This window comes from Bacillus sp. V33-4, from assembly GCF_002860225.1.
Classification (GTDB): Bacteria; Bacillota; Bacilli; order Bacillales; family Cytobacillaceae; genus Bacillus_BJ; species Bacillus_BJ canaveralius.
In genome coordinates, this window is the sequence record NZ_PGVC01000004.1 from 1 (window position 1) to 16,473 (window position 16,473).

Genomic DNA, 16,473 nt, shown 5'->3' on the forward strand with positions numbered 1-16,473 from the left:
CTTGACACTTACTCGGGTTGGACTTTCACCAACTAGCAATTAACGGCTTGCTGGGCACGCGTACATAACAAAAGCCGGACTAGCCGGCTTTTGGGTTTGTTTACAAGATAGAAACAAGCGATGTGTGCTTGTGTCCGAGATAGGCCACGCGATGTTTGCTTGTTTGCTTGTTCCGCAAGGCAGTTGTCACATTCTTATGAGCTTGCTTCTTCTTTCGGTTTTGAGATCAGTACGGCCCGAGGCTTACTTCCTTCATACGGACCGACAACCCCTCTTGCTTCCATTTCGTCAATTAAACGGGCTGCCCTGGTGTAACCGATTCTAAATCGTCTTTGCAGCATCGATACAGAGGCTGTTTGCATATCTACAATCAGTTCAACCGCTTCTTCGTAAAGGTCATCATCAACCTCAGTGGTATTTTCCGGGATATCGTCGGGAATCATTTCTTCCTGATATTGGGCTTTTTGCTGGGCAATCACAAAATCAACGATATCTTCAACCTCTTCATCCGACAAAAACGCGCCCTGGACCCGAACCGGCTTCGAAGCTCCAACCGGCAGGAACAGCATGTCCCCCCTGCCGAGCAGCTTCTCAGCCCCTCCCATATCAAGGATCGTTCGCGAATCGGTTTGCGATGATACAGCGAAAGCAATTCTGGAAGGAATGTTCGCCTTGATGACCCCGGTAATGACATCAACAGACGGACGCTGCGTTGCAATTATTAAATGGATGCCTGCGGCCCGTGCCATTTGTGCCAGCCTAGTAATCGCGTCCTCAACATCTGAAGAAGCTACCATCATTAAATCGGCGAGCTCATCAACGATGACGATAATATATGGCAAAAGCGGCTGGCTCGCTTCTTCTTCTGCGTTTTGCCTTTTTACATAGTCATTATATCCTTCGATATTTCTAGTGCCTGTATGGGAAAAGAGCTCGTAGCGCCTTTCCATCTCATTGACAACTTTTTTTAGAGCCTGGGAAGCCTTTTTTGCATCGGTAACAACGGGAGCGAGTAAATGCGGGATTCCATTATATACATTTAACTCGACCATTTTCGGGTCAATCATCATCAGCTTCACTTCATGTGGTTTTGCCCGCATTAACACACTCGTGATGATTCCGTTGATACAGACACTTTTTCCGCTTCCGGTTGCCCCGGCGACAAGCAGATGGGGCATTTTATTAAGCTCCGCCAAAACGGCTTCGCCGGTGATATCCCGGCCCAGGCCAATCATCAGCTTTGCTTCCGGCCTGTCATTTTGCCTTGCTTCAAGAACCTCCCGCAACGAAACCATCGCAACCTCTGAATTCGGCACTTCGATGCCTATTGCCGATTTACCAGGTATCGGTGCCTCGATGCGAATATCTTTAGCAGCAAGGGCAAGCGCAAGATCATCACTGAGGCTGACAATTTTGCTTACCTTCACACCAACATCCGGGTGGACCTCATATTTCGTTACGGCCGGCCCTAGGTGTACTTGTGTTACCCTCGCTTTCACCCCAAAGCTTTGGAAAGTTCGCTCCAGCTTGGCAGCATTTGCGTGGATGAGTTCGTATTCTCCACTTTGATCTGTTTGGCGCGGGTGCTTTAGCAGGCTTACAGGCGGAAGTTCATAGGCAGTATTTTCCACTTCAGTAAACGTCATTGGCGGTGCAGAATCGTCTTCGGCAGATCGATTCCGTTGCTCCGATTTGCCGCTTTCCGCTTCTACTGGCGGCGTCGGATAGGCTCTTTCCGCAAAGCTTGAAATGATTGGTTCAGAAGGCCGTTCTTCCCTCGTTTCCGGTCCGTCGTGAGCCGTAACAGCCTGATTATCCTGTTCAGCTTGTACACGATTGCGCTGCTCCATCCGCTGCAATCTTTTTGCTGCTTTTCGTTCTCTGCGACGAGTCGTTGAATCTTTCATATCAGCAACAAAAGCGAGCCAATTCTTTTTGCCGAACTCCCATATAAATCCGCCTAATTTTGCTGCACTACCCCCAAATGTCTTCCCGGTCAGCAAAATAAATCCAATGATAATAAATACTGTGGCAATTACCTTCGTCCCGGCTTCATCAAATAAATAGTAGAAGAGTGCAAACAGGACAGCACCTATCATGCCGCCGCCCAGGTCGGTAGTGCTCGTTTGCTCGTTTATTTCCATACGGAAAAGGTCCCATGTATTTGAAATCACACTCGGGTTTGTAAAGCTCCCACCGCTTGACATTAGCTCAAAGAGTGTAACATGGCTTAGAAGCAGCAAGGATCCAATGATGATGTATATCCCAACAAGCCTTCTGTAAAATAAAAACGGAAATTCACGTTTCCACATTAAATATCCGCCAAAAATAATCAGGCTAATTAAACTCAATATGTACCATTCTCCCATAAAGAAACGAAAGAATAGGACAATTCCCTTACCGACTGCCCCAAGCTTAGCAAGCGAAATTGCGGCCAGCGCAATAATAATCAGGGCAGACAGCTCAAATTGCAGCGTCCTTTTCAAATGATCTTTTTTTCTTGACTGTCTTCTTTTTCTTTTGGCCATTTTATCACCTTATGTTTTAATCTGGTCGAAACAAATAGCATGCTTCCATGACAACTAAGAAAGCAGCCCAAGCTGGCTGCTTCTTAACGAGTTGTCATTATTATACCATATACCCAGTCCAAACATAAGGCAGCCAGAAATTATCAAAAAGAAATTTTTGCGCCCGGTGTGCACCGCGAATCCATAAAGTGCTGGGGATCGCTGCTTAAAACACGGATTACCCGGTAGGACTGGTCGTCATCCAATTCCACCATAAGCGGGATCCCGTCCAAGTTAATCAATTTTTGCTTACTGTAGACGTCCCCCTCAGCAGGAAATATCAGCTCTTCAGGCATCATCGTATAGAGGATCATTGAATGATCGCCGCATTTCTTGCCCTTTTTAACTCGATTAATTCATTAAGCTTTCCCATCGCCTGGCCGATTCCGCCTACTTCATCAATCAAGCCATGTTCAACTGCTTCTGAGCCGACAACATTTGTTCCGATGTCCCTTGTTAAATTGCCTTTTTCAAACATTAAATCTTTAAAGGTTTGTTCACTCACTTTCGAGTGTCTGGTTACAAATTTCACCACCCTGTCCTGCATTTTATCCAAGTATTCAAACGTTTGCGGAACCCCGATCACAAGACCTGTAAGGCGAATCGGGTGAATCGTCATTGTCGCAGTCTCGGCAATTAACGAATAATCACATGACACGGCAATTGGAACACCGATAGAATGCCCGCCACCCAAGACAATTGAAACTGTTGGCTTCGAGAGTGATGCAAGCATTTCGGAAATAGCCAGGCCAGCCTCGACATCCCCGCCTACTGTGTTAAGGATGACAAGAAGTCCTTCTATTTTCGGGTTTTGTTCTATGGCCACGATTTGCGGAATGATGTGCTCGTATTTTGTTGTTTTATTCTGTGGCGGAAGCTGCAAATGCCCTTCAATCTGGCCGACAATCGTCAGACAATGAATCGTTGAATCCTGTGACAGCTGCGGCACATTCGTTTGGCCAAGCTCCTGTATTTTTTCGATTAAGGTCGAGCCCTTTTCTTCATTTTGCTGTTCCGTCTCATCCTGGTTGTTAAAGCCTGTTTGAAACCTTTCTTGATCCATATCCTGTTCTCCCTTCAAGAAATAATACTGTTAGTATGATCTTTGGCAGAGTTTTCATTCTATGGTTATAAAAAATAATCCGGTCAAAGGCAAAAAAACAGGTACGGCCAGATGGCCATACCTGTTTTCAACTGTAGACTTCCATGATGATCGGCAAAATCATCGGTCTCCGTTTTGTTTTCTCATATAAATATTGATTTAGTGAATCTCTCATATCTTGTTTTAAACTTGTCCAATCGAAGGAAGATTTCGAGATATTTTTTTCGACAATCTGGCGGACTAAATCTGTTGAGTCTTCCATCAACTTTTCCGATTCGCGCACGTAGACAAACCCGCGTGAGATGATTTCAGGCCCTGCAACAATTTTTCGTGTACCTTTGCTTAATGTCACCACAACAAGCAGGATACCGTCCTGGGATAAAAGCCTCCGGTCACGAAGGACGATATTGCCAACATCGCCGACACCGCTGCCATCAATTAATACGTTTCCGGCTGTAACGCGGCCGCCCGCTTTCAACTGGCCTTGTTTAATCTCGAATACATCCCCTTTTTCAGCGATAATTGTGTGATCATCCGGAATCCCGCATTCTTTGGCAACCCGGGCGTGGGCTTTTAGCATCCGGTATTCGCCATGAACAGGAATGAAATATTTCGGTTTCATTAAATTAATCATAAATTTAAGTTCTTCCTGGCTGCCATGGCTCGGAACCTGAGTGATCGATTTTCCGGACACGACGTGCGCTCCGGCGCGGTACAGCATATCAATCGTTTTATGAATAAACAGTTCGCTTCCTTTCAAAGGAGACGCTGCAAAAATCACGGTATCACCATTCTGGATATTTACCTGTTTATGGTCTTGCTTGGCCATTTTTTGCAAAGCCTCGATCGGTTCCCCCTGCTCTCCCGTAGTCAAAACAACGACGTCTTTATCCGCATATTGATCGATGGCGCCGATTGGAATAATTAAACCTTCATCAACCTCAATATAGCCCAGTTGCAGGGCAATGTCATAGACACGCTGCAGGCTTTTCCCGACAACTGCTACCTTTCGGCCGTTTTCGGCTGCCGCATTAAAGATATGCTGAATACGGTTTAAGTCAGAGGCAAAGCATGCCGCAATAATCCGGCCTGGAGCATTATAGAATGCCGTGGACATTTCCTTGGTTACAACGGACTCAGAAATGGTGTAACCAGGCCTTTCTGCTTCGGTACTGTCGGACAGCAAACATAAAACCCCTTTTTCACCAATACTGGCCATTCTGCCGATTTCCGGTTTATATAGATCGGTTGCTGCCTGATCAAATTTAAAATCGCCAGTAAAAACGATAGCGCCATCGGAAGTATCGATGCAAATTCCGACTGAGTCAGGAATGCTGTGGTTTGTCCTGAAAAAGGTCACCGCCGCCCGGTCAAAGTTTAGACGGGAATCGGAATTGATTTCTCTAAAGTCTGCTGTTCCGTTAAATTCTTGCTCTCTAAGTTTTGCCTGTGCCAAGGCGATGGTAAGCTTTGTTCCGTACACAGGTACATCGAGATTGCGCAGTACATATGTCAAGGCGCCAATATGGTCCTCATGGCCATGAGTCAGCAAAATCGCCTTCACTCTTGATTTGTTTTCCAGTAAATATGAAAAATCAGGAATCACAATATCGATTCCAAGCATTTCATTCTCCGGGAACATCAAGCCTGCGTCAATGACAAATATGTCGTCATCCACCTCTGCGACGTACATATTTTTGCCCATCTCGCCTACTCCCCCCAGGGCAATCAGCTTAATACTTTCATTTCTTGTCATACTCACGTAAGTTCCTCCTATGTTGTTTTCGCCGATCAAAAAATCAGTTACAACAATTATACTTGATGACAGAAATTGTTTACAACCATATTGTTGGCTCGCCTTCTCCAGACGAATGCGAATATCGTCGAACCATGTAAAATAATCGATATTAAGTAAAGTTGACGATAAATCCGTGAAAGTTGACGATATTTTTAAAATGTTGACGATGAAAACGGGGAAGTCGACGATAAGAACGGGGATGTTGACGATATAGTTAATAGTCGACGATAAGAACGGGGAAGTTGACGATATATTTTAAATGTTGACGATGAAAACGGGGAAGTCGACGATATATTTTAAAAATTTGATCAGAATTCAAAAAACAAGCAGGTTATTACACATTCGTACTCCAAAAAAACAGCCATGCCAATTCCATTGGCTAGGCTGTTTTGCGTGTTATATTGCTTTAAATTGTCTTTAATAGGTTTGCTAATGTCGTCCGTTCTTGTTCCGAAAGCGGGACGAGCGGCAAGCGGACAGAACCAACGTCAAGCCCTTCGAGCTGGAGCGCCGTTTTTACAGGCACTGGGCTTGGCGATGTAAATAATCCTTGCATAACGGGCAGGATCGTTTGATGAAGCTTTGCTGCTTGAGCAAAATTTCCAGAAAAGTGAGCACGGACCATCTCCTGCATTTCATTACCGATCACATGAGATGCAACAGAGACAACGCCTGCACCGCCAATTGCCAGGACAGGAAGCGTCAAGCCGTCGTCGCCGCTGTAAAGCAAAAAGTCATCGTCCGTATTCGCAATGATATGGGTCATCGCATTTAGATCTCCGCTTGCTTCCTTCACAGCGGCGATATTCGCAATTTGCGACAGGCGAACGACCGTTTCCGGCGCAATATTGACTGAAGCTCTGCCGGGAATATTATAGACCATAACCGGAAGCTTTGTGCTCTCGGCAATCGCTTTGAAATGCTGATAAAGCCCTTCCTGGTTGGGTTTATTGTAATATGGGGCAACAACCATAATAGCGTCGACACCGAGCTGTTCCGCTTTTTTTGTTAATTCAATGGATGCATAAGTATCATTGCTGCCAGTTCCGGCAATCACCGGAATTCTTTTATCGACCGCTTTGACAACATGCTGGAAAAGAGCCAGCTTTTCCTCTTTAGAAAGGGTCGGCGATTCACCGGTTGTCCCTGCAACAACAAGCGATTCGGTCCCGTGATCAATTAAATAATTGACGAGCTGGGTCGTTTTTGCAAAATCAACATGCCCTTTTTTATCAAAAGGCGTTACCATAGCCGTTGAAACTCTGCCGAAAAGAACCATAATTCCACTCCTTCATACCTCTTATATATCTGTTCTTTCAAACTCCAATGCTTCGGATTCAAGTTGAAAAGCATCATGGAGAGCGTTTACTGCATTTACAAGGTCTTCTTGCTTAACCAGGACCCAAATGGTTGTATGGCTGTCAGCAGATTGTAAAATTCTAATCCCTTTTTCTGATAGGGCCGTAACAATTTTCGCAGCAACCCCGGGAACTCCTGCCATTCCTGCGCCAACAACGGACACCTTTGCACAGTTCCGCTCGACAGCAGGCTCATGGCCGAGGTTTTCCAGCACATTGATTGCATGGTCGGTCACTTCATCTGTAACAGTATAGACGACACCGTTTGGTGATATATTGATTAAATCGACGCTGATCTTTTCATTTGCCATCGCTTTGAAAACTTCAGCCTGTAAATTGTACTGATTTTTTTTGGCATACACTTTAATTTGTGTAACATTTGAAACATGGGCAATGCCTGTGACAGGGCGCTCCTTAATATCACTGCCTCTGTTCTGTTTGTTAATCGACGTCACAAGCGTTCCGGGATTATCGGTGTAGGTGGAGCGGATCCGGATCGGCACTTTCGCCTGCATCGCAATCTCAACAGCGCGCGGGTGAATCACCTTTGCCCCCTGGTAGGCCATATTGCAGACCTCATTGTATGTTACGACAGATAACGGCCGTGCATTTGCGGCAATCCGTGGGTCTGCCGTCATAATCCCTTCTACATCCGTAAAAATATCAATCCACTCCGCCTCAAGAGCAGACCCCAATGCTGCTGCGGATGTATCGCTTCCGCCGCGGCCGATTGTTGTGATGTCACCATTTTTCGCAGAGCCCTGGAATCCTGCGACGACAACGGCATCATGAAGTTCAAGCTCTTTTATAAGCCTGTCGCATTTCATTTCAACAATTTTTGCGCTTGTATGGTCATTGTTTGTTCTGAAGCCTGCCTGCGCCCCGGTTAACGCAACTGCCTTTATGCCGTTTTCGATCAGCATATTGGTAAACACGACACTTGAAATCGTTTCACCGACGGATAAAAGCAGGTCTTGCTCCCGTTTACTGACTTTGCTCGCATTTCCGGAAATTAATGACAAAAGCGTATCGGTTGCATAAGGGTCCCCGCTCCTGCCCATGGCAGACACGACTACAACCGCCTTATATCCGTCTGAAATGGCTTTTTTAATATGCCGGATTGCGCTTTCCCGGCTTTGTTTATCCCTGACAGAAGTGCCTCCAAATTTTTGAACGATTATCTTCATCGTAACACCTCTAAAATTTATCTGACTCATTCTTCTTTTTTGTCCAGCTCCAGCGCCTAGCCCCTCGAGTCACTTCAGTCCTGCCGATGAAGTCATAGAGCAACTTCACCGACAGGCCCTCCAGCGCTTGTCGGGGCTGACCAAGGCGCTTGCGCATTTCTTAGATAATGAGATTACTTGACCTCTTTAACAAGTCCAAGCTTGATTAAGCTTTCGGCAATCTGGACAGAATTCCATGCCGCACCTTTTAATAGGTTATCGGAAACAACCCAGAGGTGGAAACCGTTTGTTTCGTCAAGATCCTGGCGAATGCGTCCGACAAAGACATCATTTTTGCCGACGCAGTCAGCGGGCATAGGATAGATTTGATTGTCCGGATCATCCTGAAGCGTAATGCCAGGTGCTTCTTTAAGTATGGCCTTTAATTCTTCCGCAGTTAAACCGCTGTTTTCCACCTCGATATACACCGACTCGGAATGACCGGTGGCAACGGGCAGGCGGACACAAGTTGCGGCAACCTGGAGCTCAGGCAAATGCATGATTTTCTTTGTTTCGTTGATCATTTTCATTTCTTCGTAAGTAAAGCCGTTGTCCTGGAATGTATCGATTTGCGGAATCGCGTTAAATGCAATCTGGTAATGCTTTTTATCTGATTTTACCGGTAAAAGTTTTGGTTCAAATGGTTCATTGTTAATAATCGCGCGCGTTTGTTCATAGAGTTCCTCGACAGCAGCAGCGCCTGAACCTGACACGGCCTGATATGTGGAGACGATCACTTTCTTTAAGCCGTATTTTTGGCGAACCGGTTCGAGTGCAACAACCATCTGAATCGTTGAGCAATTTGGGTTGGCAATGATTCCGTTATGCTGGTGCAGGTCATCTTCATTTACCTCTGGAACTACGAGTGGAACATTTGGATCCATGCGAAAAGCACTCGTATTATCGATAACAATTGCGCCCCTTTTGGCTGCTTCAGGAGCGAGCTGTTTTGAAACACTTCCACCGGCGCTGAACAAGGCGATGTCCACCCCTTCAAAGCTTTCAGGCTTCGCTTCCTGGACGATCACTTCCTCACCGTTAAATATAACCTTTGAGCCGGCAGATCGCGGTGAAGATAGCAAGCTTATTTTTGAAATCGGAAATTTGCGATTTTCTAAAGTTTTAATCATTTGCTGGCCGACAGCGCCTGTTGCTCCGACCACAGCAATATGCAATCCATGAGTCTGTCCCATCTATAATTCCCCTTCCGGTATAAAATCAGCAGTTTTATCTTATAATAAAAAAATATGAGAAGTTTTGGGAATGTAAGCAATTTGGTGTGCAACACCGATACTCCATCCCCATAATATCATTTATTTTAACATATTCGTTCATTAAAGGAATAAACTTTTTGCCTCAAGTTCCGGAAAAGGGTTCTGTTAATTGGCATCTTTATATCTTTCTACTATAACAGGCTGGAGTTGGGTACCGTTCACTGCCGCAACAATTGTTTCTTCAAGCATCGTCATTCGCGCCACCATCGAATTCGGTTTTTTCACGGGATCGTCCTGGCCAAACGGAATAAAATAAATATTTTTCGTTGCCATCAATCTCATCAGGTTGACCCCGTTTAATCCGAGGGCATCGTTTGTTGAAATACCCAGTACAACAGGATTACCGTTCCTTAGTGTCGCTTTTGCAGCCATCAGGACGGGGGAATCCGTCATCGCATTGGCGAACTTGCTCATTGAATTGCCGGTTAACGGGGCAATAACCATACAATCAAGCGGCAGTTTAGGGCCGAGCGGCTCAGCTTTAACAATTGAATCGATAATAGCTTGGCCTGTCAGATTTTCAATTCTTTGCACCCAGTCTTCCCCGCTTCCAAACCGGGTTTCCGTATTTTTTACGGTGAAAGTAACGACCGGAATCACTTCAGCTCCCAGATTAACAAGTTTCTCAATTTCCGGAAACACGGCGTCGTATGTGCAATGTGAACCTGTTAACCCAAAGCCGATTCTTTTTCCTTTTAAACTCATACTTCTTTCTCCTTTCGATTTAGTAAAAATTCACCAAGCAGCTGAGAAAGAACGTTAGCTAAAATTTGCCCTGCCGTTTTTGGGGCGACAATTCCGGGTAGACCCGGTGCCAGCAGCGCTTTAATTCCTCGTTTTTCCGCATAGCGGAAATCTGTTCCTCCTGGTTTTGAGGCGAGATCAATAATCAGCGTATGGACGGGCATTTTTGAAATAACTGATGCACTGACAACTAAATATGGAATAGTGTTAATGCAAATATCGACATCGGTGACGATATTACTGATATCATCAAGGTGGAACGCGGTTAAGCCCATTTCGGTGATCCGTGCGATATGTTCGCTCTTTCTCGCTCCAACGGCTACCTTAGCCCCCATTGCATGAAAGGTTCGTGCCACGCTCATCCCAACTCTTCCTAATCCCAGAATAACGACCGTTGAACCGTGAATGGTAAAATCGGTGTGCTGGATCGCCATCATAATTGTTCCTTCGACGGTCGGAATCGAATTGTAAATTGCAACATCATCCCGTTCAAAAAGCTGGACAAGGCGCCTGTTGGCCTGCTTCGTAATTTCATTTAAGTAGGAATTCGTGATTCCAGAATAGATCGTGCAATGGGCCGGGGTCTTTGAGAGTATTTCTTTTGTTATGAACACTTTCTCATTGGAAAAAATCGTCTCAATCTGGCCGTCTAGGCTCGTTCCGGGAACAGGCAAAATAATCGAGTCGATTGCTGTAAAATCGACTTCCTCCATTTTTTCCTTAATAGCTCCGGTAAAGGCATGGTCCAGTTGTTCAAATCCGACTAATGAAAGCTTCGCATCCAGTTCTGTTAACTTGCGGATAATCTCAAGCTGCCTGGCATCACCGCCAATAACTGCGATCTGCATTCCTGTCAGCATGAATACAATCACCTTCTTATATGGAATGAAACTTTTCTCATGTTACCGGGATCATCAGCATAGCTTTTAAAATCGCTAATCGTTTCCGACCAGAACGACCGTCAACCTACTGGTTAAAATCCCGTTCGTCATAGCTACGGGTGTTATGATAAAGTTTTTGGTTTTGAACTACTCCAACATATTATGATAGAAACAGGGAATCGGTGAGTTTTCCTGCAAAAAGGAGGACTTCACTTTATAGCTGCGAGTGCGCGGAGAGTTGTGCAAATCACCATTTCGGCAAATATAAAAAAACCGGCCTAAGAAGCGCCGGTTTACAGTTTTTGATCCTCTTCGGGAACATCGATAATTATCATGTCATTTCCGATTTTTTTTATGTGACGCCAGGAAACACGGACTTCCCCGCCCTGCTTCCGCAATCCAAACCATTTCCCGGTCGGAATAATCAATGCTTCTATTTGTCCGGTTGCTTCATTGATTTCCAGATCGGTTTGCCCGAGGACACCAAGCCTTTCAGCACGCTTTGCATCAACAATCTCTTTGCCGCTCAATTCACTCAGCTTCATGTATAATCCCCCGCAAAAAAGTATTTTTTACATATGTATCGTCCAAACCGCTGATTTAGACTAGGGGAATGTCCTTAAATTAAAACAAAAAAAGCCATACCATATTTGGCAGGCTGTATTTAAAGTCATTATGCAGGAAGCTTTGGCAGCTCTCCATCAGGGCTGATCAAAGCAATTGAATAATCATCCGTAAAGATGTTTTTGGCCATTTCATCCACGCCCTGCTTGCTGACTTGATCAATTTGTTCAACAATTTCATCCAGGGAGCGATGGCGGCCAAGCAGCAATTCATTTTTCCCGTTTCTGCTCATCCGGCTGTTCGTGCTTTCGAGACTGAGCATTAAGCTTCCTTTTAGCTGCTCTTTGCTGTTATTCAATTCTCTATCGGTAATACCCTCAGCTTTAAGTTTGCTTAATGTTTCCTGGATTGTTGCAGATAACACATCAAGCTGTTTCGCCCCGGTCCCGGCGTAAATCGTTACGATTCCACTGTCCTGGTAGGCCGAGTGATAAGAGAAGACTGAATAAGCGAGTCCCCGCTGTTCACGCACTTCCTGGAACAAGCGGCTGCTCATGCTGCCCCCAAGGATATTGTTTAAAACAATCAAGCTGTACATGTCGTCATGGCCAACCTTCAAGCCTTCAAAGCCGACACATAGATGGGCTTGTTCGGTTTCTTTCTTTCGGGTTACATGGTTTGTATGGAATACGGGCGTTTCGTCCAAAGCCAGTTGTTGCCCGCCTTCATAGCTGCCGAAATATTTCTCCACTTCTTTTATAAAGGACTCAGAAATGTTTCCTGCAATAGAAACGACAACATTTTCCGGTGTGTATGTGTTATGCATATATTCTCTAAGTGTATTTCCAGTAAAGGACTGAAGCGTTTCTTCAGTGCCAAGGATAGGATAACCAAGGGAATGCTTTTCAAAAATCGCTTTGCTCAACAGATCATGGACGATGTCATCAGGCGTATCTTCATACATTTTTATTTCTTCAAAAACGACGTTTTTTTCCTTATCTAATTCGTCTTCGACAAATGTCGAATTAAAAAACATATCCGAAAGAACTTCAAGGGCAAATTGGGAGTGAGTATCTAAAACCTTTGCATAATAACATGTATATTCCTTCGATGTGAAGGCATTTACCTGGCCGCCAATGCTATCAAAAGATTCAGCGATTTCCCGGGCTGTTCTCGTTGTTGTTCCTTTAAAGAACATATGCTCCAAAAAATGCGAAACGCCGTTAATTTCAGGTACCTCATTGCGTGATCCTGTTCCAATCCAAACGCCGATTGCGACGGAACGGACGGTCGGTATATTTTCAAGGACAACTCGAACACCGTTCTGGCAAGTATATTTCTTAATCAAAATTAATTCCTCCTGTTCTGGAACGACCGGCTGCAAGTATGACTGCATTTAGTAAGTATAGCTTATTGTTGTTATTTTTTCCAAAAAGAAGTTTATATTTCAGTTAATAATTGTATTTCGTCAGTTTATTTAGACAACTGCATTCGTTTTTCGGTTTAGCTTTACGTTGTGAAATTTTCTCACTTCTTCAATAATCTTTTTTCACTTAAGGCTTCAGAAACCGTCCCCAGCTCAATATCCTTCTCGTTGATTTGCATGATCAACTGATCAAGTGCTTTTGCAGTGGAGTCGGTCGGGTGCATAAGGATTAACGCCCCATTATGCACCTTTGTAACAACGCGCTGGATCAACACGTGAGGTGCAGGCTTCTGCCAATCAATTGTATCGACGCTCCACATAACCGTTCCTAGTTTCATCGCCGCGGCAATCTGGACAACCTGATCCCGGTAGCTGCCGCTTGGCGGCGCAAACCAGATCGGATTTATCCCGGTAGTAGCTTCAATCACTTCATTCGTCTTTTTTATTTCTTCATGAATTTTTGCCGTTCCAAGCCGCTCCATATTCGGGTGCGAATACGAATGATTGCCAATTTCATGGCCTGCGGCCGCAATCATTTTTACCAGTTCCGGATTTTGCTTTGCCCATCTTCCTTCCAGAAAAAAGCTCGCTGAAACGTGACGCTTCTTTAAGGTGGCAAGCATATCCGGTATGTATTCATTTCCCCATGCAACATTAATGATAAACGCAGCCATCGGCTTTTCGGGATTGCCTTTATAGATGGGAGCTGCAGGGAGATCACTCAAATGGACTGCCGGGCTTGTTTGTTGAAAAACAATGTCTTTTCCGGCAAATTTCCCGGTTCCCTTCATTTTGTTGTAAGAGGCTTCCACATCCACCTTCAGTCCGTTATAGCCCGGGATCGCTTTCCAAACCCGGTCTATTTTAGCGTCGACAGGAGGGATTTCATACTCTTGGGCTTTCCGTTCTATCTCTTCACGTAAAAGGCTTTTCTGCTTCCCGACAGAAAGGGTCTCTGTTTTTAATACGGTAATGTAATGATCTATCGTTTGGTTATTAACCAATATAAACGCAATTACAATAAATAAGACGACTAAACCTGTTTTTTTCATCCGACATTCCTCCTTCCATAAAAAAATATGTGAAGGAAGGACAAGGTAGAACACTGTATAAGAAAAGCCAGGGTTGTCCCTGGCTTCTTCCCTGTCCCCGCTCGCGCGGGGAGTAACTATTATTGCTCTGCTTTTTGTTTTTGATCTTTTAATACTGCTTTACGTGATAAGTTGACACGGCCCTGCTTGTCAATCTCGGTCACTTTGACAAGAAGCTCATCGCCGATTGCCACGACATCTTCCACTTTTCCAACCCGCTCCTCAGCAAGCTCGGAAATATGGACAAGGCCGTCTTTTCCGGCAAAAATTTCAACAAACGCTCCGAATTTCTCAATCCGCTTTACTTTGCCGAGATATATTTGCCCGACTTCTACTTCACGAACAATATCTTCAATGATTTTCTTGGCTTTCTGGTTCATTTCTTCGTTAACAGATGAAATAAAGACCGTGCCATCTTGCTCTATGTCGATTTTCACACCGGTTTCTTCAATAATCTTGTTGATCTGCTTGCCGCTTGGACCGATCACATCGCGAATTTTATCCGGGTTAATCGCCATCATTAAGATTTTTGGTGCATATGTTGACAGCTCTTCCCTCGGTGTTGAGATCGTTGCCAGCATCGAGTCGAGGATCTGTATCCGGCCTTTTTTCGCCTGCTGCAGGGCTTCTTCTAAAATCTCGCGTGATAAACCTTCGATTTTAATATCCATTTGCAAAGCTGTAACTCCACTGGCCGTACCAGCTACTTTAAAGTCCATATCTCCCAAATGGTCTTCCATTCCTTGAATATCGGTTAAAATCGTGTAATGTTCACCTGTTTTAACAAGGCCCATCGCAATACCGGCAACAGGTGCCTTGATCGGTACACCAGCATCCATCATCGCGAGTGTGCTTGCACAAATGCTCGCCTGCGAAGTTGAACCGTTCGATTCAAGAACTTCTGATACGAGACGGACCGTATACGGAAAGTCCTTTTCAGGCGGGATAACCGGTTCCAGTGCGCGCTCGCCTAAAGCACCATGTCCGATCTCACGCCGACCCGGTCCTCTCATTGGACCTGTTTCCCCGACGCTGAAGTTAGGAAAATTATAATGGTGCATAAACCGTTTTTCTTCTTCGATTCCTAATCCGTCAAGAATTTGAACGTCACCTAAAGCACCCAAAGTACAGATACTTAGCGCTTGCGTTTGTCCGCGTGTAAAAAGACCTGAGCCATGCGTCCTCGGCAAAATGCCTACCTCGGACGAAAGTGGACGAATCTCATCAACACCGCGGCCATCCGGACGCACTTTCTCTTCTGTAATCAGGCGGCGCACTTCACCTTTAACAAGCTTGTCCAAAACCTTTTTGACCTGCTTGATCGTATCATCGTCTGCTTCCTGTTCCACAAATTTTTCGAGAACGTTATTTTTCACTGCTTTAATCGCGTCTTCGCGGGCATGCTTTTCCTGAACCTGGATCGCTTTGATCATATCCTGCTCACATAATCCGCGCACTTCGGCTTCGATATCTTTATCAATTTGGTAAAGGATGACTTCCATTTTTGCTTTGCCAACTTCAGCCGCGATTTTTTCCTGGAAAGCGACTAAACGCTTAATTTCCTCGTGGCCGAACATGATCGCTTCGAGCATTGTTTCTTCAGGAACCTCATCAGCACCTGCTTCAACCATATTGATGGCATCTCTCGTTCCGGCTACGACCAAATGTATATCGCTTTTTTCAGCTTGCTCGACTGTCGGATTAATCAAAAATTCTCCGTCGACACGGCCGACGTTGACTCCGGCAATCGGTCCACCGAATGGAATGTCCGAAATTGACAAAGACAATGATGAACCAAACATCGCTGCCATCTCAGAGGAACAGTCCTGGTCAACACTCATAACCATGCTGACTACCTGGACTTCATTACGGAAACCATCCGCAAAAAGAGGCCGAATCGGCCGGTCGATCAACCGGCTGGCAAGAATCGCCTTTTCACTCGGGCGGCCTTCCCTTTTAATAAATCCGCCGGGAATTTTTCCTACCGCATATAACCGTTCTTCATAATTAACTGTCAGTGGAAAGAAATCCAAGTTTTTTGGTTCTTTTGAAGCTGTTGCTGTGCTGAGTACAACCGTGTCTCCATAACGCACCAACACTGCCCCGTTTGCCTGTTTTGCCAGTTGGCCGATTTCAACCATTAATTGGCGGCCAGCCCAATCTATCGAATAGACTTGTTTATTTTGTTCCATTCGTTTCAAACTCCTCTCTGCATCCATCACGCTTCAGAGTTAAGCGAGAAAAAATAATTTTCTGTTAACTTCTGTTCTTCTATAGAAAAGCATATAAATGCTCTTATGACAAATTAATAATAGTATGTACAAAAATGCCGCAACTTATATGATTTTCAGCTTATTTTCAAATATTTTCTGAAGCCATAGCCAATAGTATGTATTGCTTTAATGAACGCGTAATGAGCGAAGGCTCACGGCGCAAGCCGGA

General features: G+C 44.9%; 13 protein-coding genes. All 13 read right to left on the bottom strand.

The annotated features are described in order from the left end of the window. Positions 1–194: 194 nt before the first annotated feature. The 13 genes from CVD23_RS02115 to pnp all read right to left on the bottom strand — a co-directional run bounded on the left by CVD23_RS02115 (position 195) and on the right by pnp (position 16,223). On the bottom strand, positions 195–2,528 hold the full coding sequence (locus tag CVD23_RS02115; RefSeq protein ID WP_101665041.1) for a DNA translocase FtsK: 2,334 nt from the start codon (positions 2,526–2,528) through the stop codon (positions 195–197). Positions 2,529–2,671: 143 nt separating this feature from the next. Then, positions 2,672–2,881, bottom strand: coding sequence for a YlzJ-like family protein (locus tag CVD23_RS02120; RefSeq protein WP_101576708.1), 210 nt, complete (start codon positions 2,879–2,881; stop codon positions 2,672–2,674). After that, positions 2,878–3,630: a ClpP family protease gene (locus tag CVD23_RS02125; protein WP_101665042.1), complete on the bottom strand. Its 753-nt coding sequence runs from the start codon at positions 3,628–3,630 to the stop codon at positions 2,878–2,880. The genes CVD23_RS02120 and CVD23_RS02125 overlap by 4 nt, the downstream gene beginning before the upstream one ends. A gap of 127 nt (positions 3,631–3,757) precedes the next feature. Beyond that, positions 3,758–5,425 (bottom strand): ribonuclease J, encoded by a 1,668-nt coding sequence (locus CVD23_RS02130; protein WP_219619905.1) that lies wholly within the window; start codon positions 5,423–5,425, stop codon positions 3,758–3,760. 448 nt (positions 5,426–5,873) lie between these two features. Continuing rightward, complete coding sequence (dapA, locus tag CVD23_RS02135; protein ID WP_101576702.1) at positions 5,874–6,746, bottom strand: 4-hydroxy-tetrahydrodipicolinate synthase; 873 nt, start codon at positions 6,744–6,746, stop codon at positions 5,874–5,876. Between the two features lie 21 nt (positions 6,747–6,767). Then, positions 6,768–8,012, bottom strand: coding sequence for an aspartate kinase (dapG, locus tag CVD23_RS02140; RefSeq protein WP_101576699.1), 1,245 nt, complete (start codon positions 8,010–8,012; stop codon positions 6,768–6,770). 173 nt (positions 8,013–8,185) lie between these two features. Beyond that, on the bottom strand, positions 8,186–9,244 hold the full coding sequence (gene asd / locus CVD23_RS02145) for an aspartate-semialdehyde dehydrogenase (RefSeq protein WP_101576697.1): 1,059 nt from the start codon (positions 9,242–9,244) through the stop codon (positions 8,186–8,188). A 186-nt stretch (positions 9,245–9,430) separates the two neighbouring features. Continuing rightward, entirely contained in the window at positions 9,431–10,030 is a 600-nt protein-coding gene (dpaB, locus tag CVD23_RS02150) for a dipicolinate synthase subunit B (protein WP_101576695.1), read from the bottom strand. After that, positions 10,027–10,929, bottom strand: a complete 903-nt coding sequence (gene dpaA, locus CVD23_RS02155; RefSeq protein WP_101576693.1) for a dipicolinic acid synthetase subunit A — start codon at positions 10,927–10,929, stop codon at positions 10,027–10,029. The genes dpaB and dpaA overlap by 4 nt, the downstream gene beginning before the upstream one ends. Positions 10,930–11,243: 314 nt before the next feature. After that, entirely contained in the window at positions 11,244–11,495 is a 252-nt protein-coding gene (locus CVD23_RS02160) for a YlmC/YmxH family sporulation protein (protein ID WP_101576691.1), read from the bottom strand. Positions 11,496–11,623: 128 nt separating this feature from the next. Continuing rightward, the gene (locus CVD23_RS02165; RefSeq protein WP_101576689.1) at positions 11,624–12,862 is read right to left on the bottom strand and encodes a M16 family metallopeptidase; all 1,239 of its coding nucleotides are present in this window, start codon (positions 12,860–12,862) and stop codon (positions 11,624–11,626) included. 179 nt (positions 12,863–13,041) lie between these two features. Then, on the bottom strand, positions 13,042–13,992 hold the full coding sequence (locus CVD23_RS02170) for a polysaccharide deacetylase family protein (protein ID WP_101665043.1): 951 nt from the start codon (positions 13,990–13,992) through the stop codon (positions 13,042–13,044). 119 nt (positions 13,993–14,111) lie between these two features. Further along, entirely contained in the window at positions 14,112–16,223 is a 2,112-nt protein-coding gene (gene pnp / locus CVD23_RS02175; protein ID WP_101665044.1) for a polyribonucleotide nucleotidyltransferase, read from the bottom strand. Between the last annotated feature and the right edge of the window lie 250 nt (positions 16,224–16,473).

Coding starts and splice junctions, on each gene's coding strand:
- dpaA (WP_101576693.1), bottom strand. CDS start 10,929: ATGCTGACAGGAATGCAGATCGCAGTTATTGGCGGTGATGCCAGGCAG.
- pnp (WP_101665044.1), bottom strand. CDS start 16,223: ATGGAACAAAATAAACAAGTCTATTCGATAGATTGGGCTGGCCGCCAA.
- CVD23_RS02160 (WP_101576691.1), bottom strand. CDS start 11,495: ATGAAGCTGAGTGAATTGAGCGGCAAAGAGATTGTTGATGCAAAGCGT.
- CVD23_RS02170 (WP_101665043.1), bottom strand. CDS start 13,992: ATGAAAAAAACAGGTTTAGTCGTCTTATTTATTGTAATTGCGTTTATA.
- dpaB (WP_101576695.1), bottom strand. CDS start 10,030: ATGAGTTTAAAAGGAAAAAGAATCGGCTTTGGGTTAACAGGTTCACAT.
- CVD23_RS02125 (WP_101665042.1), bottom strand. CDS start 3,630: ATGGATCAAGAAAGGTTTCAAACAGGCTTTAACAACCAGGATGAGACG.
- dapG (WP_101576699.1), bottom strand. CDS start 8,012: ATGAAGATAATCGTTCAAAAATTTGGAGGCACTTCTGTCAGGGATAAA.
- CVD23_RS02120 (WP_101576708.1), bottom strand. CDS start 2,881: ATGATCCTCTATACGATGATGCCTGAAGAGCTGATATTTCCTGCTGAG.
- dapA (WP_101576702.1), bottom strand. CDS start 6,746: ATGGTTCTTTTCGGCAGAGTTTCAACGGCTATGGTAACGCCTTTTGAT.
- asd (WP_101576697.1), bottom strand. CDS start 9,244: ATGGGACAGACTCATGGATTGCATATTGCTGTGGTCGGAGCAACAGGC.
- CVD23_RS02130 (WP_219619905.1), bottom strand. CDS start 5,425: ATGACAAGAAATGAAAGTATTAAGCTGATTGCCCTGGGGGGAGTAGGC.
- CVD23_RS02115 (WP_101665041.1), bottom strand. CDS start 2,528: ATGGCCAAAAGAAAAAGAAGACAGTCAAGAAAAAAAGATCATTTGAAA.